A 24020-nucleotide genomic window follows, 5' to 3' on the forward strand; every position below is an offset into this window, starting at 1 on the left:
GGGCGGCGGTGTCCTGCGAAGCGGTCGTCACGACGGTGGGGTTCCCCGGCTCAGCCGTGGCGCTTGGCCGCGTACTCGTCGAGCATGGCGCGCTCGTCCGCGGGCAGGTCGGCGGGGTCCTGGTGCTGGCCGACCTCCGGGCTGAGGCCCCGGTTCGCGAAGGAGAGCGTCACCACCATGAGGCCGATGAGCACGACGAACACGGAGGCGCCCCAGACCCACGGGGGAACTCCGGCCTCGGCGGCGGCGTGCCCGCCCTCGGCGGCTGCGAGGACGGTGGTGACGGTCTGCTGGAACATGGGGATCCCTTCTGTCGCCGGCGTGGCGGCGGGTGGTCGGTGGACGGCCCTGCCGCCTCGGCCGGGCGGGCCCGGACGGCTCTCATCGTACTGAATCCGCGGCGGGCCCGCCGCGTCCGTGGCTCAGGCGCGGACGTGCCCGTCGCCCTGGACGATCCACTTGGTGGTGGTCAGCTCCTCCAGGCCCATGGGTCCGCGAGCGTGCATCTTCTGGGTGGAGATGCCGATCTCGGCGCCGAGGCCCAGCTGGCCCCCGTCGGTGAAGCGGGTGGAGGCGTTGACCATGACCGCGGCGGCGTCGATCTCGGCGACGAACCGCTCGGCGGACGCGAGGTCGTTGGTCACGATCGCCTCGGTGTGCCGGGTGGACCACCGGTCGATGTGCTGGAGCGCCTCGTCCAGGGAGTCCACCACCTTCACGGCCAGGTCCATGGACAGGTACTCGGTGCCCCAGTCCTCGTCGGTGGCGCGCAGGTGGTGGCTGCCGGCCGGCAGCAGGGCCTCGGCCCGCTCGTCCACGTGCAGCGTGACGCCGGCCCGGTCGAGGGCCGCGAGCACGGCGGCCCCGTGCTCGAACTCGCGGTGCAGCAGCAGGGTCTCCGTGGTGTTGCACGTGCTCGTGCGGTGCGTCTTGGAGTTGACGACCACGTCCACGGCCATCTTCTTCGACGCCGAGTGGTCGACGAAGAGGTGGACGTTGCCCTCGCCGGTCTCGATGACGGGGACCTTGGCGTTCTGGACGACGGACTGGATCAGGCCGTGCCCGCCGCGCGGGATGAGGACGTCGACCTTCCCGCGGGCCGCCATGAGCGCGTTCGCGCCCTCGCGGCCGTACTCGTCGACGCTCTGGACGCAGTCCACGGGCAGCTTCACGTCGGCCAGGGAGTCCCGGATGATGCCCACGAGGGCCCGGTTGGACTCCTCCGCGGCCGACCCGCCGCGCAGCAGCACCGCGTTGCCGGACTTCAGGGCGATCCCGGCGATGTCCACGGTCACGTTGGGGCGGGCCTCGTAGATGGCGCCGACCACGCCCATCGGCACGCGCACCTGGCGCATCCGCAGCCCGTTGGGCAGGGTGCTGCCGCGGACGAACCCGCCCACGGGGTCGGGCAGCGCGGCGAGCTCGCGCAGGCTCTCGGCCAGGCCGGTGATCCGCTCGGCGTCCAGCTTGAGCCGGTCCAGGAGGGCCGTGGAGGTCCCGTTTACGCGGCCGCGCTCGAGGTCCTTGGCGTTCGCGGCGAGCACCACGTCCTGCTTGCGCTCGATGCGGTCGGCGATGGCGAGCAGCGCCCGGTCCTTCCAGGCCCGGGTGGCGCGGCCCAGGACGCGGGCGGAGTCCCGGGCGTCGTCGGCCATCGCGGCGACGCCGACGACGGGGTCCTCCCCGAAGGTGGCGATGACGCCGGTGTCGGTCACGACCGCCTTGCCGGTCGTGCGGGTGGCTTCGTCGGTGGTCACGGAATCGTGTGCGGCGGAAGTCATTTCTTCAGTTTAGTCCGTGCGCCGCGGGCGCGCAGGACCACGAGGTTGTCCACGTGCACGAGCTCCCGGCTGTAGTCGTCCCCGAGCTCCTCCGCCAGCACGGAGGTGGACTTGCCGAGCATCGGCGGGATCTCGTCCGAGGAGTAGTTGCTGAGCCCGTGGGCGATCTCCTTGCCCTCCTGGTCCCGCAGCGAGACGGGCTCCCCCGCCTCGAACGTCCCGGACACGCCGGTGACCCCGGCGGCCAGCAGCGAGTTGCGGTCGCGGATCGCCTCGACGGCGCCCGGGTCGAGGGTCAGGGAGCCCTTGATGTCCGCTAGGTGGGCCAGCCACAGCAGCCGGACGTTGCGCCGCCCGCCGGAGGTCGCGAACCAGGTGCCGACGTCCTCGCCGTCCAGGGCGCGGGTGATGTTCTGGGCCGAGGTGACGAGCGCGGGGATGCCCGAGGCCGCGGCGATCCGGGCCGCCTGGACCTTGGTGACCATGCCGCCGGAGCCGACGCCGGCGCGGCCGACCGACCCGATCTGCACGCCCTCGAGGTCCTTGATGGGGTCGTTCACCACCGGGATCCGCTCCCCGCCCTTGCGGGGGTCCATGGTGTACAGGGCGTCGACGTCGGAGAGCAGCAGCAGGACGTCGGCCTTGATCAGGTGGGCGATCAGGGCGGCGATCCGGTCGTTGTCGCCGAACTTGATCTCCTGGCTGGACACGGCGTCGTTCTCGTTGACGATGGGCAGCACGCCGAAGTCCAGGAGCCGTTCGATCTGGCGGTGGGTGTTCTTGTAGTGGCTGCGCCGCATCAGGTCCTCGGCGGTGACCAGGACCTGGCCCACCGTGACGCCGTAGCGGGCGAAGGACTCGATGTAGCGGCCCATGAGCAGGCCCTGGCCCACGGCGGCGGCTGCCTGCTTGCCGGCCAGGTTCTTCGGCCGCCGGGACAGGCCCAGGGGCGCCAGGCCGGCCGTGATGGCGCCCGAGGACACGAAGACGAGCTCGATGCCGCGGGCCTTCGTCTCGCCGAGGGCGTCGACGATCATCCGCACGGCCTGCTCGTCGATCGAGCTCTCGATGGACGTCAGCGAGGAGGAGCCGACCTTGACGACCACGCGGTGGGCGCGCGGGATGTCCTCGCGGCGCTCGATGGGGCTGCGCCGGTTCTTGCCGCGGTTCTCGCTGCTGAGCTGGACCGCGGACTTCTCCGCGACCTCCTCGAGCTGCTCGACGTCGATCTCGTTCGTCTGCTCGTTCATCCTGGGCGTCTCCCTCGTCCGGTGGGCGTCGTCGGTGTGTCGGGTCAGTCGGTGTGTCGGGTCGGTCGTCGGGTGGTGGCCGCGGGGCGTCCGGCACGTGCGGCCGCGGTCCGCCCCGCAGGCGGGCTCAGTCGTCGGTGCCGGCCGGGGCCTCGCCGCGCCGGGCGTCGACCGACTCGGTCCACACCCCGGCGGAGCGCTCGGCCTCGAGCTCGGCGCGGGCGGCGGCCTTGGCGTCCTTGCGGTCCTGGTACTGCTGGCGCTTCTGCTCGCGGGTGGGACGGTCGATGTCCGCGAAGCGCAGGTCGGTGCCGCGGGGCCCGGCCAGCAGCTCGGCGCCGCCGACCATCGTGGGCTCCCAGTCGAAGACCACGCCGTCGTCCTCGGGACCGATGAGCACGGCGTCGCCGGGCCGGGCGCCCTGCTTGAACAGCTCCGTCTCGACACCGAGCTTCGCGAGCCGGTCGGCGAGGTAGCCGACGGCCTCCTCGTTGTTGAAGTCGGTCTGCAGGATCCACCGGTCGGGCTTGTCGCCGCGCACGTGCCACAGCGGCTCGAGGTTGCGCTCCTCCCGGGTGATGGTGAACTCGGGCCCGCGCACCCCCTTGGGTCGCAGCACGACCCGCGGGGCCTCCGCCGGGGCGGGGCGGGTCGCCCGGGCCTCCTGCACGACCTCGCCCATGGCGAAGGTCAGCGCCCGCAGCCCCTCGTGGGAGGCGGTGGAGATCTCGAACACGCGGTAGCCGCGGGACTCGAGCTCGGGCCGCACGAACTCGGCGAGCTCCCGGGCCTCGAGGACGTCGATCTTGTTCAGCACCACGAGCCGGGGCCGGTCGTTGAGCGGCACCGCCTGGCCGCCGTCGAGGTCGCCGTCGACGGCGTAGCCGGCGAGCTCCGCCTCGATCGTCTCGAGGTCGGAGACCGGGTCCCGCCCGGGCTCGAGGGTGGCGCAGTCGAGGACGTGCACGAGGGCGGCGCAGCGCTCGACGTGGCGGAGGAACTCCAGCCCCAGGCCCTTGCCCTCGGAGGCGCCGGGGATCAGGCCCGGGACGTCCGCCACGGTGTAGCGCACGTCCCCGGCCTCCACCACGCCGAGGTTCGGAACGAGCGTGGTGAACGGGTAGTCGGCGATCTTGGGGCGGGCGGCGCTGATCGCGGCGATCAGGCTGGACTTGCCGGCGGAGGGGTAGCCGACCAGCGCGATGTCGGCGATGGACTTCAGCTCCAGGACCACGTCCCGGGCCGAGCCCGGCGTGCCGAGGAGCGCGAAGCCGGGGGCCTTGCGCTTGACCGAGGCCAGCGCGGCGTTGCCCAGCCCGCCCTGCCCGCCGGGGGCGGCCACGAACTCGGAGCCCTGGCCCACGAGGTCGGCCAGGACGTTGCCGTCCTGGTCCTTGACCACGGTGCCGTCGGGGACGGAAAGCACGAGGTCCTCGCCCTTGTGCCCGTGGCGGAGGTCGCCCTTGCCTGGTCCGCCGTTGGGGGCGGACTGGTGCGGGGCGTGGTGGTAGTTCAGCAGCGTGGTGGTCTGGCCGTCCACGCGCAGCACCACGCTGCCGCCGTCCCCCCCGTTGCCGCCGTCCGGACCGCCGAGCGGCTTGAACTTCTCGCGGCGGATGGACACGCAGCCGTGCCCGCCGGAGCCGCCGGAGACGTGCAGGACGACGCGGTCGACGAAACTGGCCACGGGGAACTCCTCTGGTTCAAGAACGGACGGGCCACGTTAAGACTGTAGAGGGCGGGCGCTGGACGCACCCACCCTCTACAGACCAAACATGGGTGGTGCGGGTCGTGACCCGCACCGGGGCCGGCAGCGCCGGCCCTGTGGACTACTCTGCGGCAGCCTGGATGTTGACGACCTTGCGGCCCCGGCGGGTGCCGAACTCGACCTGACCGGCGGCCAGGGCGAACAGGGTGTCGTCGCCACCGCGGCCGACGTTGAGGCCGGGGTGGAAGTGCGTGCCGCGCTGCCGGACGAGGATCTCGCCGGCGTTGACGGTCTGGCCGCCGAAGCGCTTCACGCCGAGGTACTGCGCGTTGGAGTCGCGACCGTTGCGAGTGGAGCTCGCGCCCTTCTTGTGTGCCATGAGGTGTGCCTACCTTCGGGTCTTTACTGGCTGGTGGAGTCTGGACGGGGACCGGGCCGGTCAGGCGTCGATGCCGGTCACCTTCACGGTGGTCAGCTCGGCACGGAAGCCCTGGCGCTTCTTGTAGCCGGTCTTGTTCTTGAACTTCTGGATGGAGATCTTGGGACCGCGGAGGTTCTCGACGATCTCGGCCGTGACCTTGACGCTCGCCAGGGTCTGGGCATCCGAGGTGATCTTGTCCCCGTCGACCAGCAGCAGGGCAGGGAGCTCGATGGTGCTGCCTGCTCCGCCGGCGACGCGGTCAAGGGTAACGAGGTCTCCGACGGAAACCTTTTCCTGGCGGCCGCCAGCGCGGACAATCGCGTACACCACTTGGGAACTCACTTCTCTCGACGTCATGTGTAAACAGTGTGGGTCGAGCGCATACCTGTCAGGACCAACGACGTTGAGACGAGCTGACGGTGACCGGCCCGTGGGACTAGGCCGAGGTCAGCGCAGGTTCGCCGCAATTCAGGAACTGCACCCGCATGTGCCGCCAGGTGGGGTGTCGAGTTTTTACACGCGCGCACCGGCAGGGCACCGAAGATCAAGACTACTCGATCCGGTCAGCGCCCGCCAACCGGCGCTCCGCCACCGGCGCGGCGAAGAAGTCCCGCTCGAGCGCGCAGGCCTCCAGGAACACCTCCCGCATCCTCGCCCGGACGTCCGCCGGGGCCGCCCGGGCGGCGTCGTCGAGCAGCCGGCGGGCCGTGCGGGTGGCCTCCTGGAACCCCTCGTCCGCGTACGTGGCCAGCCAGTCCGCGTAGGGGTGCCCGTCGGTCCCGTCGGCCGCGGCGAGCTCGTTCAGGTGCCGGCCCACGTCCGCGTAGACCCAGTAGCACGGCAGCACGGCGGCCAGGCCCACCGGGTAGGGCTCCGCGGCGGTGGCCGCGAGCAGGAACGAGGTGTAGCGCCGCGTCACCTCGCCGAGACCGTCCCGGGCACCGCCGGCCCGGGCGCCGCCGTCCCCGGCGTGCCGCAGCCGGGCCCGGTGCAGCTGCGCCTCGGTCTCGGTGCAGGACACGGCGCCGGCCGCGAAGAACAGCCGCTGCTCCTCGTCGGGCGCCCTGGCGGCCAGCAGGGCCAGCGCCCGGCTGTAGCCGTCGAGGTACTGCAGGTCCTGGTCGAGGTAGGCGAGAAAGCGGTCCGGCTCGAGCCGGCCGTCCCCGAGGAGGCGGACGAACTCGAGCTCCTCGATCTCCCGCCGCACGGCCGCGGAGGCCTCCCACAGCTCGTCGGTGAACCGCTCCGGGCCCGTGCCCCAGCTCTCGAGGGCGTCCTGGACGTGGTGGAAGTGGTGGACGGGCCCGCTGCCGTGGCCGACCTCGAGGTCCCCGGCGGCCTCGAGGGCGCCGCGCAGCCAGTCCCGGGCGATCCGCAGGCTCCGGGGCCAGTCCCCGTGCCGGGCCTGGAGGGTGGCCAGGGCCGAGGAGAGGGAGCACCCGGTGCCGTGGGAGTTCTCGGTGGGCACGCGGGCGCCGTCGAACGCCACGAGGGGCTCGGGGGCGTCCGGGCCCACAAGCGCGTCGGGCGTCCGGTCCCCCGTGAGGTGCCCGCCCTTGACGAGCACCAGCGTGCCGTGGGCGCGGGCCACGCGGTGGCCCTGCGCGAGGGCCTCGTCCCACGACGACGCCGTGTCCTCCCCGGCGAGCACGGCGAGCTCCTGCAGGTTCGGGGTGATCAGGTCGGCGAGGCCGAGCATCGCGCGCAGGGCGTCCTCGGCCTCGCGCTCCAGCAGGCGGCCCCCGGAGGTCGCGACCATGACGGGGTCCAGGACCACGACCGGCGGCCGGTGGGTCCCGAGCCACCGCGTGACGGCCTCGATGACCGGCACGGACCCGAGCATCCCGATCTTGACGGCGTCGATCTCGACGTCCTCGGCGACCGCGTCCAGCTGTGCCGAGAGGAACTCGACCGGCGGGACGTGGATGTCGCGCACGCCCACGGTGTTCTGCACGACGACGGCGGTGACGGCGCTCATCCCGTAGCCGCCCATCGCGGCGATCGACTTGAGGTCCGCGTGCTGGCCGGCGCCACCCGTGGGGTCGGTGCCGGCGATGGCCAGGACGCGGGGCACGCGGGCGGTCACGGGGCCACCTCCCCGGCGGGCACGGCGGCGAAGGCCCGCAGGTAGCGGGCGGCCGCGGCGGCGGGGTCCGGGTCGGCGCAGATCCCGGAGACCACGGCCAGCCCCGCGGCGCCGGCGGCGCGCAGGCCGGGGGCGTCCTCGACCCGCACCCCGCCGATGGCCAGGCAGGGCAGGGCCGTGCGGGCCGCGGCGCGGGCGAAGCCCTCGACGCCCAGCGGCTCGGGGTGGTCGGGCTTGGTGCGGGTCGCCCGCACCGCCCCGACGCCCAGGTAGTCGACCGTCCCGGCCGGCAGCGCGGCGGCGGCATCGAGCTCCTCCGCCGTGGCGGCGCTGAGGCCGAGCACGGCCTGCGGGCCGCAGATCTCCCGGGCGAGCGCCACGGGCAGGTCCGACTGGCCCACGTGCACGCCGGCCACGGGGGCGCCGGCCGCGCGGGCGGCGAGGTACACGTCGGCGCGGTCGTCCACGAGCACGGGCACCTCCCGGCCCACGCGCTCGGCCACGGCCGTCAGCAGGGCGACGAGCTCGCGGACCGGGGCGTCCTTCTCCCGCACCTGGACCATGGTGGCTCCCCCGCGCACGGCGGCGGCCACGACGTCCGGGACCGTCCGGGGGGCGCTCAGGGCGGTGTCCGTCACCAGGTGCAGGGCCAGGGCCGCGGGGTCGAGGCGCGGGCTCACCGGGCGACCTCCTCGCGCACGAGCTCCGCCCGGGCGGCGATCCCCTCCGGGGTGACGGCGTGCAGCCGGTCCAGCAGCGCCACGGCGAAGGAGCCGGGCCCGGCGGAGTCGGCGGCCGCGTCCTCGGCCGCGAGGGTGTACACCGTGGTGGCGGCCACCGCCGCGGCGGCCGGGTCCGTGCGCACGGCGGTGAACGCCGCCATGAGGGCGCCCAGGGCGCACCCGCCGCCGGTGATGCGGGTCAGCAGGGGCGTGCCGTGCGGCACCCGGACCACCGTGCCGTCCGGGGAGCGCACGAGGTCCACAGGCCCGGACACGGCCACCGCCGAGCCGGCCCGCTCGGCGAGCGCGGCGGCGGCGTCTCGGGCCGCGTCGACGCCGTGGGTCGCGTCCGTGCCGCGGCCGCCGGCGCCGCCGGCGAGGGCGATGACCTCGGAGGCGTTGCCGCGCACGATCGCCGGCTCGAACCCGAGCAGGTCGCGGGCCAGCGCCGTGCGCACGGGCAGGGCACCCACCGCCACCGGGTCCAGGACCCAGGCCCGGCCCGCGCGGCGCCGGGCCCCGACGGCCTCGTAGGCGGCGCCGCGCTGCTCGGCGGTGGGCGTGCCGGTGTTGACGAGGAGGCCGTCGGCGAGCTCCGCGAAGACCCCGCCCTCGCCCTGGATGTCGGTCATCGCCGGGGACGCGCCCACGGCGAGCAGCACGTTGGCGGTGAAGTTGGTGACCACGGCGTTGGTGATGCACTGCACCAGCGGCGCCACGGCGCGCAGGTCCGCCAGGGCCGCGGCGGCGTCCTCGGCGAGCGCGGGGTCCAGCGGCACCGGCCTCCCGGGTCCTGGTGTGCGGTCGGACGGGGGTACGGCATCGCGCATCTGCGACATCCCTTCGCTAGTACTGGCTAGATCAGGTTCGACGGGTGTGTTCTCAGCCGCTCGTGCGGCACCCCGTGTCTGGTGTCCTGCCAGTCTAGTCGTCGTGCGGGAGTCGGCACGGACCCCGCACGGGATCAGAACATGCCGTTGGCGTGCGCCATCCGCTCGGGCACCGGCTGCGCGACGCCCCAGTGCTCCGCGATCCGGCCGTCGTCGAGGCGCCAGAGGTCGTAGCAGGCGACCGTTCCGGTGGATTCTCCGTCGCGGCTCCCTCCGGGAACGGCCTCCGCGACGGTCAGCACGAAGTTCCCCTCGCCGACCACGCGGCGCAGCCGCTGGTACGCGGGCTGCGGGCCGTCCGGCGTGCCGCCGGTGTGCTCGGTGCAGCCCCGGGGGCTCATGTGGTCCTGGACGGCGTGGCGGTCGCCCCCGACGAGGGCGGCCTCGACCCACTCGGCGGCGATGCGCTTGTTGTCCTGCGTCCGCTCGTGGTCCGTGACCGCGACGGGACCGTCGAGCTGGGGGCGGGCGCCGTCGGGGCCCGTGCGCAGGGGCTCGAGGACGTCCCAGTGCTCGGCGATCCGTCCGTCCTCCACCCGGAAGACGTCGAAGCCGACCAGCGGCTCCGGACCGAGCCCTTCGTACACCGAGTGGACGGCCACCGTCCCGTGGTCGTCGAGCATCCGGACCATGTCCACGCGGAAGTCGTCGGGCATGCTCTGCACGAACTGCCTGAGACCCTCGCGCCCGTTCGGCGCGAGCGGCGAGTGCTGGACGAAGTCCTCCGTGTAGTGACGGTCCACGGCCGACGGATCCCGGTGGACGAACAGTTCCGTGCCGGTGGTGCGGATGGTGTCTGCACTGGTCATGGCGATGCTCCCTGGAACGGGCGGCCGCTCTCCCGGCGGACGGGACGGCGGCCCCGGGTGTGCTGTGGTGCGCACCACGGTACGCCGCCGCGCGGAGGGCGGGCAGGCCGGGGCGGTCCGTGACGGTCCGCGACGACGGAGGACCCCGACCGTGCCGGTCGGGGTCCTCCGTGGTGCTGCTCGGCGGGGCGGATCAGCCCCGGTCGGCGGGCCGGCCGCTGGTGAGGTCCTCGGCCTTGACGCCGACGCCGACGACGGTCGGCGCCCGGCGGGAGGGGTCCTCCGGGGCGCGCTGGGCGACGGTCCTCGCCTCGTGCCGGGCGCCCTCCGCGGCGGCCGCCCGGCCGGCGGTCACCTCGGCCTCGCCGGGCCGCGCCGTCGGGGCCGAGGCCCGCCGGGAGCGCCGCCGGGGCCGCACGGGCTCGACGTCCGCCTGCTCCGCGGCAACCGCCGAGGCGGGAGCGGGCGCCTGCCGCTCCGTGCGTTCCTGTGCCGTGCGCTCCTGTGCCGTGCTCTCCTGGGCCGGGGCCTCCGCCGCGGCGGTGGCCCCCTCCGCGGCGTCATCCGCACCGGTGACCGCCTCGGCGGCGGCCTCCGGGGCGGCGGAGCCGGCATCCGGTCCCCGCTGCCCGAAGACCTCCGCGAGGGAGTCCAGGCTCAGCGGCCGGGCCTCGGCGGGCTCGACGACCACGGCGTGGCCCTGCGGCAGCTCGATGACCTCGCCGTTGATGGTCAGGCGCGAGCCCTGCTCGCCCGGCGCCCCCTCGGCGGGGAGCTGCTCCGGGGCGGCGGGGGCGGTGTCCTCCCCCTCCTCCGGCTGCTGCTCGGCGGCGGTGTCCCCGCCCTGGCCGCGTCCGCGGCTGCGCTTGCCGCGGCGCTTCTTCCGGGAGCGCCCCGAGCCCTCGGGCCGGGACTCCGCCGGCTGGGCGGCCTCCTCGGCGCGCTCCGGCTCGTCCGCGGCCGCCTCCTCGTGGTGGGTGGCGGCGGCGATCGTCGCGAACGCCGTCCGCGCGGCCTCGGCCTTGGCCTTCTCCGCGGGATCGGCCTCGGCGGAGCGCTGCTCCGTCCGGGCGGGCTGCTGCTCGTTGCGGCCCCCGCGGCCGCGCTTGCGCTCCGTGCGGTTCGGCCGCTGGTCGCGGGACTCGCTCGTGGCGCCGCCGGAGCGGCCCTCGAGCGGGTGGTCGTGGACCACCACGCCGCGGCCGGCGCAGTGCTCGCACGGCTCGGAGAACACCTCCAGCAGGCCGGTTCCCATGCGCTTGCGGGTCATCTGCACGAGGCCCAGCGAGGTCACCTCCGCCACCTGGTGCTTGGTGCGGTCCCGGCCCAGGCACTCCACCAGCCGGCGCAGCACGAGGTCCCGGTTGGACTCGAGGACCATGTCGATGAAGTCGATCACGATGATCCCGCCGATGTCCCGCAGCCGCAGCTGCCGGACGATCTCCTCGGCCGCCTCCAGGTTGTTCTTGGTCACGGTCTCCTCGAGGTTGCCCCCGGAGCCGGTGAACTTGCCGGTGTTCACGTCGACCACCGTCATCGCCTCGGTGCGGTCGATGACGAGGGAGCCGCCCGAGGGCAGGAAGACCTTGCGCTCGAGTGCCTTCTGGATCTGTTCCTCCACGCGGTAGTTCACGAACAGGTCCTCGTCCTCGTCCCACTTCTTGAGCCGGTCGAGCAGGTCCGGTGCGACGTAGGTCACGTACGCCTCGATGTTGTCCCACGCCTCGTCGCCCTGGACGACCATGGTGGTGAAGTCCTCGTTGAAGACGTCGCGCACCGTCTTGATCGTGAGGTCCGGCTCCGCGTAGAGCATCTCGGGCGCGAGCGTCCTGGTCGACCCGGCCCGCTCCTGGATCTGCTCCCACTGGGCGCGCAGCCGGTTGATGTCGTGGGTGAGCTCCTGCTCGGAGGCCCCCTCGGCGGCGGTGCGCACGATGACGCCCGCCCCGTCCGGCAGACGGTCCTTGAGGATCTTCTTCAGCCGGGCGCGCTCCACGTCGGGCAGCTTCCGGGAGATCCCGGTCATCGACCCGCCCGGGACGTAGACCAGGTACCGGCCGGGCAGGGAGATCTGGCTCGTGAGCCGGGCGCCCTTGTGCCCCACCGGGTCCTTGGTGACCTGCACCAGGACCGAGTCCCCGGACTTCAGCGCGACCTCGATCCGGCGCGGCCCGCCCTCGAGCCGCGACGCGTCCCAGTTGACCTCGCCGGCGTAGAGCACGGCGTTGCGGCCCCGGCCGATGTCGATGAACGCGGCCTCCATGGACGGCAGCACGTTCTGCACCTTGCCCACGTAGACGTTGCCGATCAGGGAGTCCTGCTGGGTGTGCGAGACGAAGTGCTCGGCCAGGACGCCGTCCTCGAGGACGCCGATCTGGATCCGGTTGTCCTTCTGCCGGACCAGCATCTGCCGCTCGACCGACTCGCGGCGGGCCAGGAACTCGGCCTCGGTGATCACCTGGCGGCGGCGGCCCGTCTGGCGGGACTCGCGCCGGCGCTGCTTCTTGGCCTCGAGCCGCGTGGAGCCCTTCACGGCCACGACCTCGTCGACCGTGGCGGTCTCCGCGGCGCGGGGCGCCCGGACCCGGGTCACCGTGTTGGGCGGGTCGTCGTCGCTGCCGCCCACGAGCTCCATGTCGACCTCGCCGCGGCGGCGGCGCCGACGGCGGCGGCTGGTGGCGCTCCCGCCGGTCCCCTGGCCGGCCTCCTCGCCCTCGTCGGCGAGCTCCGCCGTGTCCGGCTCCTCGGGACCGTCGCCCGGGTCCTCGGCGGAGGCGTTCTCCTCCTGCTGGCGGCGCCGCGCCTCCCGGCGGCGGGCGGCGCGCTGCTGAGCGGCCTCGCGCAGCTCGTCGAGGTCCGGGGCGTGAAACATGAGAGAGGTCGCCGTCACCGCGGCGGCCAGCGCCGTGCGCGGCTCCCCGTCGTCGTCGGTGTCCTCGTCCTCGGTGTCCGCGCCGTCGTCGGTGTCCGCCTCGTCGTCCTCGGCGGACGGGGCGGAGTCCTGCCCGGCTCCGGCCGGCGCCTGGGCCCCGGGACCCAGGTCCTCGGTCTCGCCGGCGGGCTCGACGCCCTCGGCGGCCTCCTCCGCGCCGGGCGTGCCGGGCGCGGGGTTCGCGGGCGCGACGGCCTCCTCGGCCACCGCACCGGGGCGCTCGTCGCCGGGGACCGCGGTCCCGGGCGCGACGTCGAGGGTGTCGGTCCCCGCGGCGTCGCCGGTGGCCGGCGCGGACGGCACGGTCTCCGAAGGCTCGCCGGGAACCTCGCCCGGCGTGCCGGGCCCGGCCTCTGGGACGGCGTCCGGCGCGGGACGCGCGTCCTCCGACGGCTCCTCGGGCACGTGGCCCGAGACCTCGGGGGCGGCGTCCGGCACGGCCGGCGCGTCCTCCGACGGCTCCCCGGGCACGTGGCCCGGGGTCTCGGGGGCGGTGTCCTGCACCGTTGCCTCCGCCACCGGGAGGTCCCGGCGGGCGTCGTGCGATGTGTTCTGCTGACCAGCGTCCAGGGCGTCCTGCGCCCCGGCCTGGTTCACCTGTTCGGCATCCATATACAGCTGTGCTCCTGCCGCGGTACGCCGTCCGTACCCGGTCCCCGCAGCTGCTTGGTCGGCGTATCGCCGGTGGGGGTCCACGCGGCGGCCAGAAGTCCTGTGCGTACCCGTCGCGTCCCGCACACCTCGCGAACGGGCGGGGACGGCAGCGAGCCAGTCCGGGGCTTCGAGCCGCTGCTCACGAGGGCAACGGTCTTGGGCCGGCGGCGGACGCGCTCAATCCGATGAGAGCCGCGGGTCCTGCCGACCTGGGGTCGAAGTCCGACTGGGCCGAGATCCCGCGTACGGGCGGGCTCGACCGTGGCCAGTATCTCACAGACGCCCCGGTGCGGGCCGGATTGGCTCCGTCACGGCCCGCAACCCGCGGGCACGGGGCCGGGAGAGCCCCCGGGGAGCATCAGGGGGCATCGCCTAGGATCGGCGTGTGACCTCCACTCCGCCCCGCCTCGACGACTCCCCCGCCGTGTCCCGCGGCCCGGACGCCCGCGCCGACCGGCGCTGGGGCCTCGTGGCCCTCGTGACCGGGCTCCTGGGCTTCTACGGCGCCGCCACGCTGGTGTACGAGCGGCTCCAGCTCTTCCTCGACGCCGGCCACCGCACCAGCTGCGACATCAACTCGTGGCTGTCCTGCGGCACCGTCATGCGCACGCCCCAGGCGGAGGCCTTCGGCTTCCCCAACCCCTTCATCGGCATCGTCGCCTACGCGGTCGTCGTGGCCGTGGCGCTCGCGGTGCTGGCGGGTGCGCGGTTCGCCGCCTGGTACTGGTGGGGGCTGCAGATCGGGGTGACCCTCGGCTGGGTCTTCGTGCTGTGGCTGTGGTGGCAGACCACCTTCGAGATCAACGCCCTGTGCCTGTACTGCATGCTCGTGTGGGTGATGCAGACCGTCCTGCTGGTGCACACCACGACCCGCAACCTGCGCGGCGGGGTGCTGCCGGCGCCGGCCGGCGTGGCGCGCGGCGCCGAGCAGTGGGCGTGGTTCGTCTCCGCCGCCCTGCTCGTGCTGCTCTTCGGGACCGTCCTGGTCCGGTTCGCCGGGGTCATCTTCCCGGCCTGAGCCCGCCCGGTGCCGTGCGGCTCCGCCGGACGCGGCAGTGCACCGACGACGACGGCCTCCGCCCGTGCTGGGCGGAGGCCGTCGTCGTCGGTGCGCACCGGGGCCCGGCGGGCTCAGGGCTCAGGGCTCAGTGCTCAGGCGAACCAGATGCCGATCTCGCGCTCGGCGGACTCCGGGGAGTCGGAGCCGTGCACGATGTTCTGCTGGACCTTCTCGCCCCAGTCCCGGCCGAGGTCGCCGCGGATCGTGCCCGGCGCGGCGGTGGTCGGCTCGGTGGTCCCGGCCAGGGACCGGAAGCCCTCGATCACCCGGTGGCCCTCGACGACGGCGGCCACGACCGGGCCGCTCAGCATGAACTCGACGAGCGGCTCGTAGAACGGCTTCCCCTGGTGCTCGGCGTAGTGCTGCTCCAGCACGGAGCGCTCCGCGTGCAGCAGGCGCAGGTCGACGAGGCGGTAGCCCTTCGCCTCGATCCGGGCGAGCACCTCGCCGGTGAGGCCGCGGGCCACGCCGTCGGGCTTGACGAGGACGAGGGTGCGTTCCGTGGTCATGGGGGTCCTTCCGAGGTGCGGGTCCAGGATGTCGGTGCCCAGCCTAGCCGTCCGGGTGCTCCCGCTCCCACTGCGCCTGGGCGGCGTCGCGGGCGGCGTTCTCCCGGTCCAGCCGCGCCCCGGTGCGCACGGCGTACCACCAGGCGAGCACGGACAGCCCGCCCACGAAGAACATCGTGGGCAGCACGAAGCCGGTGGCCAGGAACACGGCCTGCAGGACCCAGCCGACCGTGTACCCCCAGGGCCGGCCCAGCACGGCGGGGGCCAGCCCCAGGAGCAGCGCGAGCGCGGTCCCGCCGGCCAGGATCGCCGCCCGGGCCCCGTCCCCGAGCTCCCGGCCGAGGACCCCATAGGCGGTGAGGGCCGCGAAGAACGCGATGAACGCCTCCATGACCAGCACCGAGGAGGCGAACATCGTGCGGATCGAGCGCCGCGGCCGGGGCTGCCCGGGGCGCCGGTCGCGCTGGGCTCTGGTCATGCGTGCCACGTGGGACGGGTCCTCTCCTGCGGGGGGGTGCGGTCGGTGCGGGGCGCGGGGCACGGTCACAGCCCCAGCAGCGTGCGGGCCTCGCCGACCACGGTGATCGAGCCCGTGACCAGCACGGCGCCGTCGAACTCCGGGCGGGCGGCGGCGTCCTGGACGGCCTCGGTCATCGCGTCGTCGAGCTGCGGGACGGCGTGGACCACGTCCTCCGGGAAGCCGAGGTCCACGGCGAGCTCCACGAGCTCCTGCGGGTCGACCGCCCGGGGCGAGGAGGACCGGGTGAACCAGAACTCGGTGTGGAACTCCTCGTACTCGTCGAGCAGGACCCGCAGCATCGCCTCGGCGTCCTTCTCCCGGAGCATCCCCACCACGAGGTTGAGCTTCCCGAACGTGAAGGCCTCCTTGAGGGCGGCCGCCGCCGCCGTGAGCCCGTGCGGGTTGTGCGCGGCGTCGAGGACCACCGGGGGCGCCTTGCGGGCCAGCTCCAGGCGTCCCGGGGACTCGACGGCGCCCAGCCCGGTGCGGACCAGCTCGGGGTTGAGCTCCTTCTCCCCGCCGCCCAGGAAGGCCTCCACGGCGGCGAGGGCCAGGGCCGCGTTCTCCGCCTGGTGGGCGCCGAACAGCGGCAGCAGGACCTCGGGGTACCGCCCGGCCAGGCCCTGGAGCGTGAGCACCTGACCGCCCACGGCCGTGGCGCGCGCCTCCACGCCGAACTCCACGCCGCCGAAGCGGAACGGGACGCCGAGCTCCCGGGCCCGGGCGAGGAGCACCTCGGCGGCCTCCGGGTCCTGCGCGGCGGAGACGAGGAACCCGCCCGGCTTGAGGATCCCGGACTTCTCGGCGGCGATCTCCCCGAGCGTGTCGCCGAGCAGGTCCGTGTGGTCGAGGTCGATCGGGGTCACCACGGACACCGCGGCGTCCGCCACGTTCGTGGCGTCCCAGGAGCCGCCGATGCCCACCTCGAGGACGACGACGTCGACCGGTGCGTCCGCGAACACCGCGAACGCGAGCGCCGTGACGGTCTCGAAGTAGCTGAGCCGGGGCTCCCCACGCTCGGCCAGCTCGGCGTCCACGAAACCCAGGTACGGGGCGATCTCGCCGAAGACGCGCACGAAGGCCTCGTCGTCGACGGGCGCGCCGTCCACGCTGATCCGCTCGGTGACCCGGGAGAGGTGGGGGCTGGTGTAGCGGCCCACCCGCAGGTCGTGGGCGAGCAGCAGGGCCTCCACCATCCGGGCGGTCGAGGTCTTGCCGTTCGTGCCGGTCAGGTGGATCACGGGGGCGGCGCGCTGCGGCTCCCCCAGGACCTCCATGGTCCGGCGCATCGCGTCCAGGCGCGGGGCCATCCGGTTCTCGGGGGCGCGCTCGAGCAGCCGGGCGTAGACCTCCTCGACGGTCCCTGCCCCACCGGTCCCGGCGAAGGGGGCGCTCACGCCCGCACCGCCCCGGTGCCGGCGGAGGTGCCGGCGGAGGCCCCGGTCGGGGCGCCCACGACGGACACGGCCACGGCCGGTTCGCCCACGCGCAGCTCGAGCTCGGCGGAGAGCGTCTCGCCGGCCACGAGCCCGCGGTTCGCCTCGAGGGCGGCGACCGTCCGCTCGTCGGCGGTGACGACGGTGCGGATCCGGTCGGAGACCTGGAGGGCGGCGTCCTTGCGGGCCTGCTGGATCGCCCGGACCATGTCCCGGGCGGTGCCCTCGGCCTCGAGCTCGGGGGTGAGCTCGGTGTCGAGGACGAGGAAGCCGCCGCCGGGCAGGACCGCCACGGCGCGGGACCCGGCCGCGGCGTCCTGCGCCACGACGGTCTCGAGCTCGTACTCGCCCTCCTGCAGCGCCGTCCCGCCGGCGGTGACGGTGCCGTCCTCGGCCGTGCTCCAGTCCCCGGACTTCGCGGCCTTGATCACGGCCTGCACGCCCTTGCCCAGGCGGGGTCCCGCGGCGCGGGCGTTGACCTTGAGCTGCTGGGAGATGCCGAACTGCTCCGCGGAGGCCTGGCCGGCGTCGAGCAGGGTCACCGACTTGAGGTTCAGCTCGTCCGCGACGATGCGCTCGAAGGTGCCCGCGAGCTCGTCGCCCCCGGGCACCACCACGGTCATCCCGGCCAGCGGCTGGCGCACGCGCAGCTGGTGGGCCTTGCGCAGGGCGGAGCCGTTGGAGCAGATCGTGCGGGTCGTCTCCATGCGCGCCACCAGGTCGGCGTCGGCGGGGAACAGCGAGGCGTCCGGCCAGTCGGTCAGGTGCACGGAGCGCCCGGCGGTCAGCCCGCGCCAGATCTCCTCCGCGACCAGGGGCAGCAGCGGGGCGGCCACCCGGCAGACGGTCTCCAGGCAGGTGTACAGCACGTCGAAGGCGACGGTGTCCTCGTCGAAGAACCGGTCCCGGGAGCGGCGCACGTACCAGTTGGTCAGGGTGTCCATGTAGGAGCGCAGGCGCTCCGCGGCCCCGGAGACGTCGTAGCGGTCGAAGGCGTCCTGGACGTCCGTCACGAGCCGGCCGGTGGCGGCCAGCACGAAGCGGTCCATCACGTGCTCCGAGTCGTGGCGGGTCCGGGCCTCGTAGCCGGCGCCGCCGTTCGCGGCGTTCGTGTAGAGGCCGAAGAAGTGGTAGACGTTCCACAGCGGCAGCATCATCTGGCGCACGCCGTCGCGGATACTCTGCTCGGTGACCACCAGGTTCCCGCCGCGCAGGATGGGGCTGGACATCAGGAACCAGCGCATGGCGTCCGCGCCGTCCCGGTCCAGGACCTCGTTGACGTCGGGGTAGTTGCGCAGGGACTTCGACATCTTCTGCCCGTCCGAGCCCAGCACGATGCCGTGGCTGATGACGTTGCGGAACGCGGGCCGGTCGAACAGCGCGGTCGCCAGGATGTGCAGCGTGTAGAACCAGCCGCGGGTCTGGCCGATGTACTCCACGATGAAGTCACCCGGGTTGTGGGTCTCGAACCACTCCCGGTTCTCCATGGGGTAGTGCACCTGGGCGTACGGCATCGACCCGGAGTCGAACCACACGTCCAGCACCTCGGGCACGCGCCGCATCGTGGCGGCGCCGGTCGGGTCGTCGGGGTTCGGGCGGGTCAGCTCGTCGATCCAGGGCCGGTGCAGGTCGACCTCGCCCCGGTCGTTGACGGGCAGCCGGCCGAAGTCGGCCTCCAGCTCGGCGAGGGACCCGTAGACGTCGCGGCGCGGGTGCTCGGGGTCGTCGGACTCCCACACCGGGATGGGCGTGCCCCAGTACCGGTTGCGGGAGATCGACCAGTCGCGGGCGTTCTCCAGCCACTTGCCGAACTGGCCGTCCTTGACGTTCTCCGGGATCCAGGTGATCTGCTGGTTGAGCTCGACCATCCGCTCCTTGATCCGGGTGACCTCCACGAACCAGGAGGACACGGCGCGGTAGATGAGCGGGTTCCGGCAGCGCCAGCAGTGCGGGTACGGGTGCTCGTAGCTGGCCTCCCGGACCAGCCGGCCCTGGGCCCTGAGGTCCCGGACCACCGTGCGGGCCACGTCCTTGTCGAAGACGTTGCGCCCGGCGATCCCGGCCAGGGGCGCGCCGGGGGCGAGCCGCTCGTCCTCGAAGAGCCGGTAGAACACCCCGGACTCGTCGAGGGAGAGCACCACGGGGATGTCGTAGCGGGCGCAGACGTTCTGGTCGTCCTCGCCGTAGGCGGGCGCCTGGTGCACGAGCCCGGTGCCGTCGGTGGTGGTGACGTAGTCGGCCACGACGAACTGCCAGGACGTGCCCGTGCCGAAGCGCTCGGCGTCCGCGAAGTAGTCCCACAGCCGCTGGTAGCGCAGCCCCTCGAGGTCGGCCCCGCGGTGCCGGGCGGTCACCGCCGCGGCCGCGGCCGCCGCCGGGTCCTCGGCCTCGCCCCAGCCGAGGTCCTTCGCGTAGGCGCCCAGCAGCTCCTCGGCGACCAGGAAGCGCCGGCCCTCGAGCTCGCCGGCGCCGGGGACCACGGCGTAGACGATCTCGGGGCCCACGGCGATCGCCTGGTTGGTCGGCAGCGTCCAGGGCGTGGTGGTCCAGGCGAGGGCCTCCACCCCGGCGAGCTCGGCGGCCAGTTCGGGCCTGACCGCCCACGAGGCGTCGTCGAGCACGGGGAAGGTGACGGTCACCGTCTGGTCCTGGCGGTCCTGGTAGACGTCGTCGTCCATCCGCAGCTCGTGGTTGGACAGCGGGGTCTCGTCCTTCCAGCAGTAAGGGAGGACACGGTAGCCGGAGTAGACGAGGCCCTTGTCGTCGAGCGCCTTGAACGCGGCGATCACGGACTCCATGTAGTCCGGGTTGAGGGTCTTGTAGTCGTTGTCGAAGTCGACCCACCGGGCCTGGCGGGTGACGTAGTCCTGCCACTCGGAGGCGTACTTCATCACGGAGGACCGGCAGGCGTCGTTGAACGCCGCGACGCCCATCCGCTCGATCTCCTGCTTGTCCGCCATCCCGAGCTGCTTCATCGCCTCGAGCTCGGCGGGCAGGCCGTGGGTGTCCCAGCCGAAGCGGCGCTCCACGCGGCGGCCCCGCTGGGTCTGGTAGCGGGCCACGAGGTCCTTGACGTAGCCCGTGAGGAGGTGCCCGTAGTGCGGCAGTCCGTTGGCGAAGGGCGGGCCGTCGTAGAAGACGAACTCGTTGGAGCCCTCCCGGCCGGGGTCGCGCTGGTCCACGCTGGCCTGGAACGTGCGGTCCTGCGCCCAGTAGGCGAGGACGCGCTCCTCCACGGCCGGGAACGCGGGCGCCGCGGGCACGCCCCGGGCCGCGGGGTCGGTGGTCGCCTTGGGGTAGACGGGCTGGTCTGACACGGGGTCCATCCTCGTTCTGACGTCGGTGCTGCTCGTGCGGGTCAGGGTGCAAGGACGCTGCCGGCCGGTCGCCCGGGGCGGAACGCGGTACCACCTCGCTTGCGCCCCGGTCCCCTGGGGGACGCGGGCCGCCGCTCGTCGACTGCTGTGACGGGCTTACCCGTTCGGTTCTACTGGGAGCCCGGGGGCCCTGTTCTTCCGAAGACTCCCCGGTGATGGCCGGATCGACGCCGTGATGACTGCCCCCATCTTAACCCACCCGGGACGTCGCCGAGATTGCGGCTGTCGGCGACCCGGCGGTCTCCGGTGGCCGCCAGCCGCGACCTCGGCGGGGGTGGGTGAGTTCGCCGGGAGGGCTACCGGCCGCGGATCAGCTTGTGCGGGGCCGCCTGGGCGACCGGCTTGATGGTCACGGTGTCGAGGTCCACGTGGTGGGGCAGGTTCACCGCGAAGGCGCACACCTGGGCGACGTCCTCGGAGGTGAGGGGCTTGTCCACGCCCGCGTAGACCTTCTCCGCGGCCTCCTGGTCCCCGCCGAGGCGGTTGAGGGAGAACTCCGGGGTGTGCACGAGGCCCGGGGCGATCTCGACGACGCGCACGTTGTGCTCGGCCTCCTCGAGCCGCAGCGCCTCCGTCATGGCCCGCTCGGCGAACTTCGCGGCGTTGTAGCCGCCGCCGCCCTCGTAGGCCCGGTGCGCGGCGAGGGACGTGAGGTTCAGGACGGTGCCCTCGCCGTTCGCGCGCAGCGCCGGGAGGAAGGCGCGGGTCAGGCGCATCGTGCCGAGCACGTTGACCTGGTACATCCACTCCCAGTCCTCGGTGCTGGCCTCGGCCACGCGGTCCGTGCCGCGGGCGCCGCCGGAGATGTTGAGCAGCGCGTCCACGCGGCCCTGCTCCTCCAGCACCTGGTCCCGGAGGGCCTCGACGTCGGCGTCCGAGGTGATGTCGCACGGTGCGGGCACGGCCCCCGTCTCGCGGGCCAGGGCCTCGAGCCGTTCGGCGCGGCGGGCCACCGCGTAGACGGTCCAGCCGGACCGGCGCAGCTCGCGCGCGGTGGCCTCCCCGATGCCGGTCGACGCGCCGGTGACGACGGCGACCCTGCCGATGTGCGTGGTGGGGTTCTGCTGATCGGTCATGGGCCCCACGCTAGCCGCGCGCCGGGCGCCGCCCAAGCACCGGGGCGTCGGGGCGCGTGCCGGGGCTCGTGAGAGACTGGTCGGCATGGCTGACAACACGCAGGGCACAGACACGCCCGGGACCGCACCGGAGACCACGCCCGAGACCACGCCCGTGACCGTTCCCGACAAGCCCGCGCTGGAGGGCCTGGAGCAGAAGTACGCGCGCAGGTGGCGCGAGGAGGGCACCTTCGCCTTCGACGAGGACACCACGCGCGAGCAGGTCTACTCGATCGACACTCCCCCGCCGACCGCCTCGGGCTCCCTGCACGTCGGCCACATGTTCTCCTACACGCAGACGGACGTGATCGCCCGCTTCCAGCGGATGAGCGGCAAGAACGTCTTCTACCCGCTGGGCTGGGACGACAACGGCCTGCCCACCGAGCGCCGCGTGCAGAACTACTACGGCGTGCGCTGCGACCCCACGAGGCCCTACGTCGAGGGCTACCGCCCGCCGGAGAAGCCCGCGAAGAACCAGCGCGACTGGGACGTGGTCTCCCGCAAGAACTTCATCGAGCTCTGCGAGGAGCTGGCGGTCGAGGACGAGAAGGTCTTCGCGCAGCTGTTCTCCACCCTGGGCCTGTCCGTGGACTGGACCCGCACCTACCGCACCATCGACGCCCGCTCCCGGGCCGTCTCCCAGCGCGCCTTCCTCCAGGACCTCGCGGCCGGAAACGCCTACATGGCCGAGGCCCCCACCCTGTGGGACGTCACCTTCCGCACCGCCGTGGCCCAGGCCGAGCTCGAGGACCGGGAGCGGGAGGGCACCTACCACCGGGTCGCCTTCCACCGTCCCGACGGCGAGCCGGTGCACATCGAGACCACGCGCCCCGAGCTGCTGCCCGCGTGCGTGGCCCTCGTGGCCCACCCGGACGACGAGCGCTACCAGCCGCTGTTCGGCACCACGGTGCGCTCCCCCCTGTTCGACGTCGAGGTCGAGGTGCGGGCGCACCCGCTGGCCAAGCCGGACAAGGGCTCCGGGATCGCCATGATCTGCACCTTCGGCGACCTCACCGACGTGACGTGGTGGCGGGAGCTGGACCTCCCGACCCGGGCGCTGATCGGCCGTGACGGCCGCTTCGCGAGCGAGACGCCCGAGTGGATCGCCGCCGGCGCCCCGGCCGAGCGCTACGCCGAGGTGGCGGGCAGGACCGTGTTCTCGGCGCAGCAGGCCGTCGTGGAGATGCTCCGGGAGTCCGGGGACCTGGTGGGCGAGCCCCGGAAGGTCATGCACCCGGTGAACTTCTACGAGAAGGGCGACAAGCCGCTCGAGGTCGTCACCTCCCGCCAGTGGTACATCCGCAACGGCGGCCGCGACGCCGACCGGCGCGAGGCGCTCATCGGGCGCGGGCGCGAGATGGACTGGCACCCCGCGTTCATGCGGTCCCGGTACGAGAACTGGATCGAGGGCCTGCACGGCGACTGGCTGATCTCCCGCCAGCGCTTCTTCGGGGTGCCCTTCCCGGTCTGGTACCGGCTCGACGGCGACGGCAACCCGGACTACGACGACCCCGTCCTGCCCGCCCTCGACCAGCTGCCCGTGGACCCGGCCGCCGACCCGGCCCCCGGCTTCGACGAGACCCAGCGGGACCAGCCGCACGGCTTCACCGGCGACCCGGACGTGCTCGACACCTGGGCGACGTCCTCGCTGTCCCCCCAGATCGCCACCGGCTGGGCGTTCGACGAGCGGCTGCACGCCAACACCTTCCCGATGGACCTCCGGCCCCAGGGCCACGACATCATCCGCACCTGGCTGTTCTCCACGGTGGTGCGCTCCGAGTCGCTGGCCGGCACGGTGCCCTGGACCAACACCGCGCTCTCCGGGTGGATCCTCGACCCGGACCGCAAGAAGATGTCCAAGTCCAAGGGCAACGTGGTGGTCCCCACCGAGGTGCTCGAGAACTACGGGGCCGACGCGGTGCGCTACTGGGCCGCCTCCGCCCGCCTGGGCGCGGACACCGCCTACGACGAGGGGCAGATGAAGATCGGCCGCCGGCTGGCCATCAAGCTGCTCAACGCCTCGAAGTTCGTCCTCGCCCAGGGCGTCACCGAGGCCTCCGTGCTCGGCGCCGGGGCGTCCGCGGACGTCGTGACCGACGCGGTGGACCGTGCGCTGCTCGCCCAGCTGGCCACGGTCGTGGAGCGCGCCGGCCAGGCGTTCCGGGACTACGAGTACGCCCGGGCCCTGCAGCTCACCGAGCAGTTCTTCTGGACCTTCACCGACGACTACGTCGAGCTCGTGAAGGACCGGGCCTACGGGGCCCGCGGGGCGGCCGCGCAGGCGTCCGTGCACGCCGCGCTCGCCACGACCCTCGACGCGCTGCTGCGCCTGTTCGCCCCCGTCCTGCCGTTCGCCACGGACGAGGTCTGGTCCTGGTGGCGCACCGGCTCCGTGCACCGGGCCTCGTGGCCGGGCGTCGAGGGCTTCGCGGACGCCGTGACCGACGCCGACCCGGAGGTGCTCACGACCGTGGGCGAGGCCCTCTCGGGGCTGCGCAAGGCCAAGTCCGAGGCCAAGGTCAAGCAGCGCACCGAGGTGCGCTCGGCGACCATCACGGCCGCCTCCGAGGACGTCGCCCGCCTCGAGGCGGGCCTGGGCGACCTCAAGGCCGCGGGCAACGCCGCCGAGCTCGTGCTCGTCGCCGGGCCCGAGGGCCTCGCCGTGCGCGACGTCGAGCTGGTCCCCGCGGAGGAGCCGGCCCGGTAGCGCCGTCCCCGGTGCGCAGCACGAGGGCCCGGCCGCCGCGGCG

Annotated in this window: 18 protein-coding genes and 1 riboswitch; of the genes, 2 read left to right on the forward strand and 16 right to left on the reverse strand. The window is 73.7% G+C overall.

Going from position 1 to position 24020, the window contains the following annotated elements; all coding sequences use genetic code 11:
- Positions 1 to 50: 50 nt before the first annotated feature.
- The 11 genes from ACP7CD_RS00670 to ACP7CD_RS00720 form a co-directional block, all read right to left on the reverse strand.
- Positions 51 to 299: a hypothetical protein gene (locus ACP7CD_RS00670; RefSeq protein ID WP_017834605.1), complete on the reverse strand. Its 249-nt coding sequence runs from the start codon at positions 297 to 299 to the stop codon at positions 51 to 53.
- Positions 300 to 422: 123 nt separating this feature from the next.
- Complete coding sequence (locus tag ACP7CD_RS00675; protein ID WP_426118421.1) at positions 423 to 1781, reverse strand: glutamate-5-semialdehyde dehydrogenase; 1359 nt, start codon at positions 1779 to 1781, stop codon at positions 423 to 425.
- The gene (proB, locus tag ACP7CD_RS00680; RefSeq protein WP_035930013.1) at positions 1778 to 3031 is read right to left on the reverse strand and encodes a glutamate 5-kinase; all 1254 of its coding nucleotides are present in this window, start codon (positions 3029 to 3031) and stop codon (positions 1778 to 1780) included. Before proB ends, ACP7CD_RS00675 begins: the two co-directional genes overlap by 4 nt.
- Before the next feature lie 127 nt (positions 3032 to 3158).
- Positions 3159 to 4718 carry a GTPase ObgE gene (gene obgE, locus ACP7CD_RS00685; RefSeq protein WP_368828128.1) on the reverse strand — a complete coding sequence of 520 codons (1560 nt, stop codon included), beginning with the start codon at positions 4716 to 4718 and terminating at the stop codon, positions 3159 to 3161.
- Positions 4719 to 4860: 142 nt separating this feature from the next.
- The gene (gene rpmA / locus ACP7CD_RS00690; RefSeq protein WP_017834601.1) at positions 4861 to 5118 is read right to left on the reverse strand and encodes a 50S ribosomal protein L27; all 258 of its coding nucleotides are present in this window, start codon (positions 5116 to 5118) and stop codon (positions 4861 to 4863) included.
- 60 nt (positions 5119 to 5178) lie between these two features.
- Positions 5179 to 5490, reverse strand: coding sequence for a 50S ribosomal protein L21 (gene rplU / locus ACP7CD_RS00695; RefSeq protein WP_017834600.1), 312 nt, complete (start codon positions 5488 to 5490; stop codon positions 5179 to 5181).
- Between the two features lie 220 nt (positions 5491 to 5710).
- Positions 5711 to 7246, reverse strand: coding sequence for a bifunctional hydroxymethylpyrimidine kinase/phosphomethylpyrimidine kinase (locus ACP7CD_RS00700; RefSeq protein WP_426118425.1), 1536 nt, complete (start codon positions 7244 to 7246; stop codon positions 5711 to 5713).
- A complete protein-coding gene (gene thiE, locus ACP7CD_RS00705; RefSeq protein WP_176337485.1) occupies positions 7243 to 7926 on the reverse strand; it encodes a thiamine phosphate synthase in 684 nt (227 codons plus the stop codon). Before thiE ends, ACP7CD_RS00700 begins: the two co-directional genes overlap by 4 nt.
- Positions 7923 to 8747 (reverse strand): hydroxyethylthiazole kinase, encoded by an 825-nt coding sequence (thiM, locus tag ACP7CD_RS00710; RefSeq protein WP_426118428.1) that lies wholly within the window; start codon positions 8745 to 8747, stop codon positions 7923 to 7925. The genes thiE and thiM overlap by 4 nt, the downstream gene beginning before the upstream one ends.
- A 42-nt stretch (positions 8748 to 8789) precedes the next feature.
- A riboswitch (TPP riboswitch) is annotated at positions 8790 to 8883 on the reverse strand.
- A gap of 49 nt (positions 8884 to 8932) precedes the next feature.
- On the reverse strand, positions 8933 to 9667 hold the full coding sequence (locus ACP7CD_RS00715; RefSeq protein WP_426118430.1) for a nuclear transport factor 2 family protein: 735 nt from the start codon (positions 9665 to 9667) through the stop codon (positions 8933 to 8935).
- Between the two features lie 193 nt (positions 9668 to 9860).
- The gene (locus tag ACP7CD_RS00720) at positions 9861 to 13211 is read right to left on the reverse strand and encodes an Rne/Rng family ribonuclease (protein ID WP_426118432.1); all 3351 of its coding nucleotides are present in this window, start codon (positions 13209 to 13211) and stop codon (positions 9861 to 9863) included.
- A gap of 427 nt (positions 13212 to 13638) precedes the next feature.
- Here ACP7CD_RS00720 and ACP7CD_RS00725 point away from each other — a divergent pair, with 427 nt between their 5' ends.
- Positions 13639 to 14271: a vitamin K epoxide reductase family protein gene (locus ACP7CD_RS00725; protein WP_035930031.1), complete on the forward strand. Its 633-nt coding sequence runs from the start codon at positions 13639 to 13641 to the stop codon at positions 14269 to 14271.
- 134 nt (positions 14272 to 14405) lie between these two features.
- Here ACP7CD_RS00725 and ndk read toward each other — a convergent pair whose 3' ends face one another.
- The 5 genes from ndk to ACP7CD_RS00750 all read right to left on the reverse strand — a co-directional run bounded on the left by ndk (position 14406) and on the right by ACP7CD_RS00750 (position 21231).
- Positions 14406 to 14822 carry a nucleoside-diphosphate kinase gene (gene ndk / locus ACP7CD_RS00730; RefSeq protein ID WP_017834593.1) on the reverse strand — a complete coding sequence of 139 codons (417 nt, stop codon included), beginning with the start codon at positions 14820 to 14822 and terminating at the stop codon, positions 14406 to 14408.
- A gap of 43 nt (positions 14823 to 14865) precedes the next feature.
- Positions 14866 to 15300 carry a DUF4233 domain-containing protein gene (locus ACP7CD_RS00735; RefSeq protein WP_426119027.1) on the reverse strand — a complete coding sequence of 145 codons (435 nt, stop codon included), beginning with the start codon at positions 15298 to 15300 and terminating at the stop codon, positions 14866 to 14868.
- Between the two features lie 65 nt (positions 15301 to 15365).
- Complete coding sequence (locus ACP7CD_RS00740; protein WP_426118434.1) at positions 15366 to 16739, reverse strand: bifunctional folylpolyglutamate synthase/dihydrofolate synthase; 1374 nt, start codon at positions 16737 to 16739, stop codon at positions 15366 to 15368.
- Positions 16736 to 20095, reverse strand: coding sequence for an isoleucine--tRNA ligase (ileS, locus tag ACP7CD_RS00745; RefSeq protein ID WP_426118436.1), 3360 nt, complete (start codon positions 20093 to 20095; stop codon positions 16736 to 16738). Before ileS ends, ACP7CD_RS00740 begins: the two co-directional genes overlap by 4 nt.
- A gap of 356 nt (positions 20096 to 20451) precedes the next feature.
- Positions 20452 to 21231 carry an SDR family oxidoreductase gene (locus tag ACP7CD_RS00750; protein WP_426118438.1) on the reverse strand — a complete coding sequence of 260 codons (780 nt, stop codon included), beginning with the start codon at positions 21229 to 21231 and terminating at the stop codon, positions 20452 to 20454.
- 85 nt (positions 21232 to 21316) lie between these two features.
- Between ACP7CD_RS00750 and valS the strand changes: the two genes are divergently transcribed.
- Positions 21317 to 23977 (forward strand): valine--tRNA ligase, encoded by a 2661-nt coding sequence (gene valS / locus ACP7CD_RS00755; protein WP_426118440.1) that lies wholly within the window; start codon positions 21317 to 21319, stop codon positions 23975 to 23977.
- The last annotated feature ends 43 nt before the right edge of the window (positions 23978 to 24020 follow it).

It is taken from the genome of Kocuria sp. LHG3120, from assembly GCF_049897445.1.
Taxonomy (GTDB): domain Bacteria; phylum Actinomycetota; class Actinomycetes; order Actinomycetales; family Micrococcaceae; genus Kocuria; species Kocuria rosea.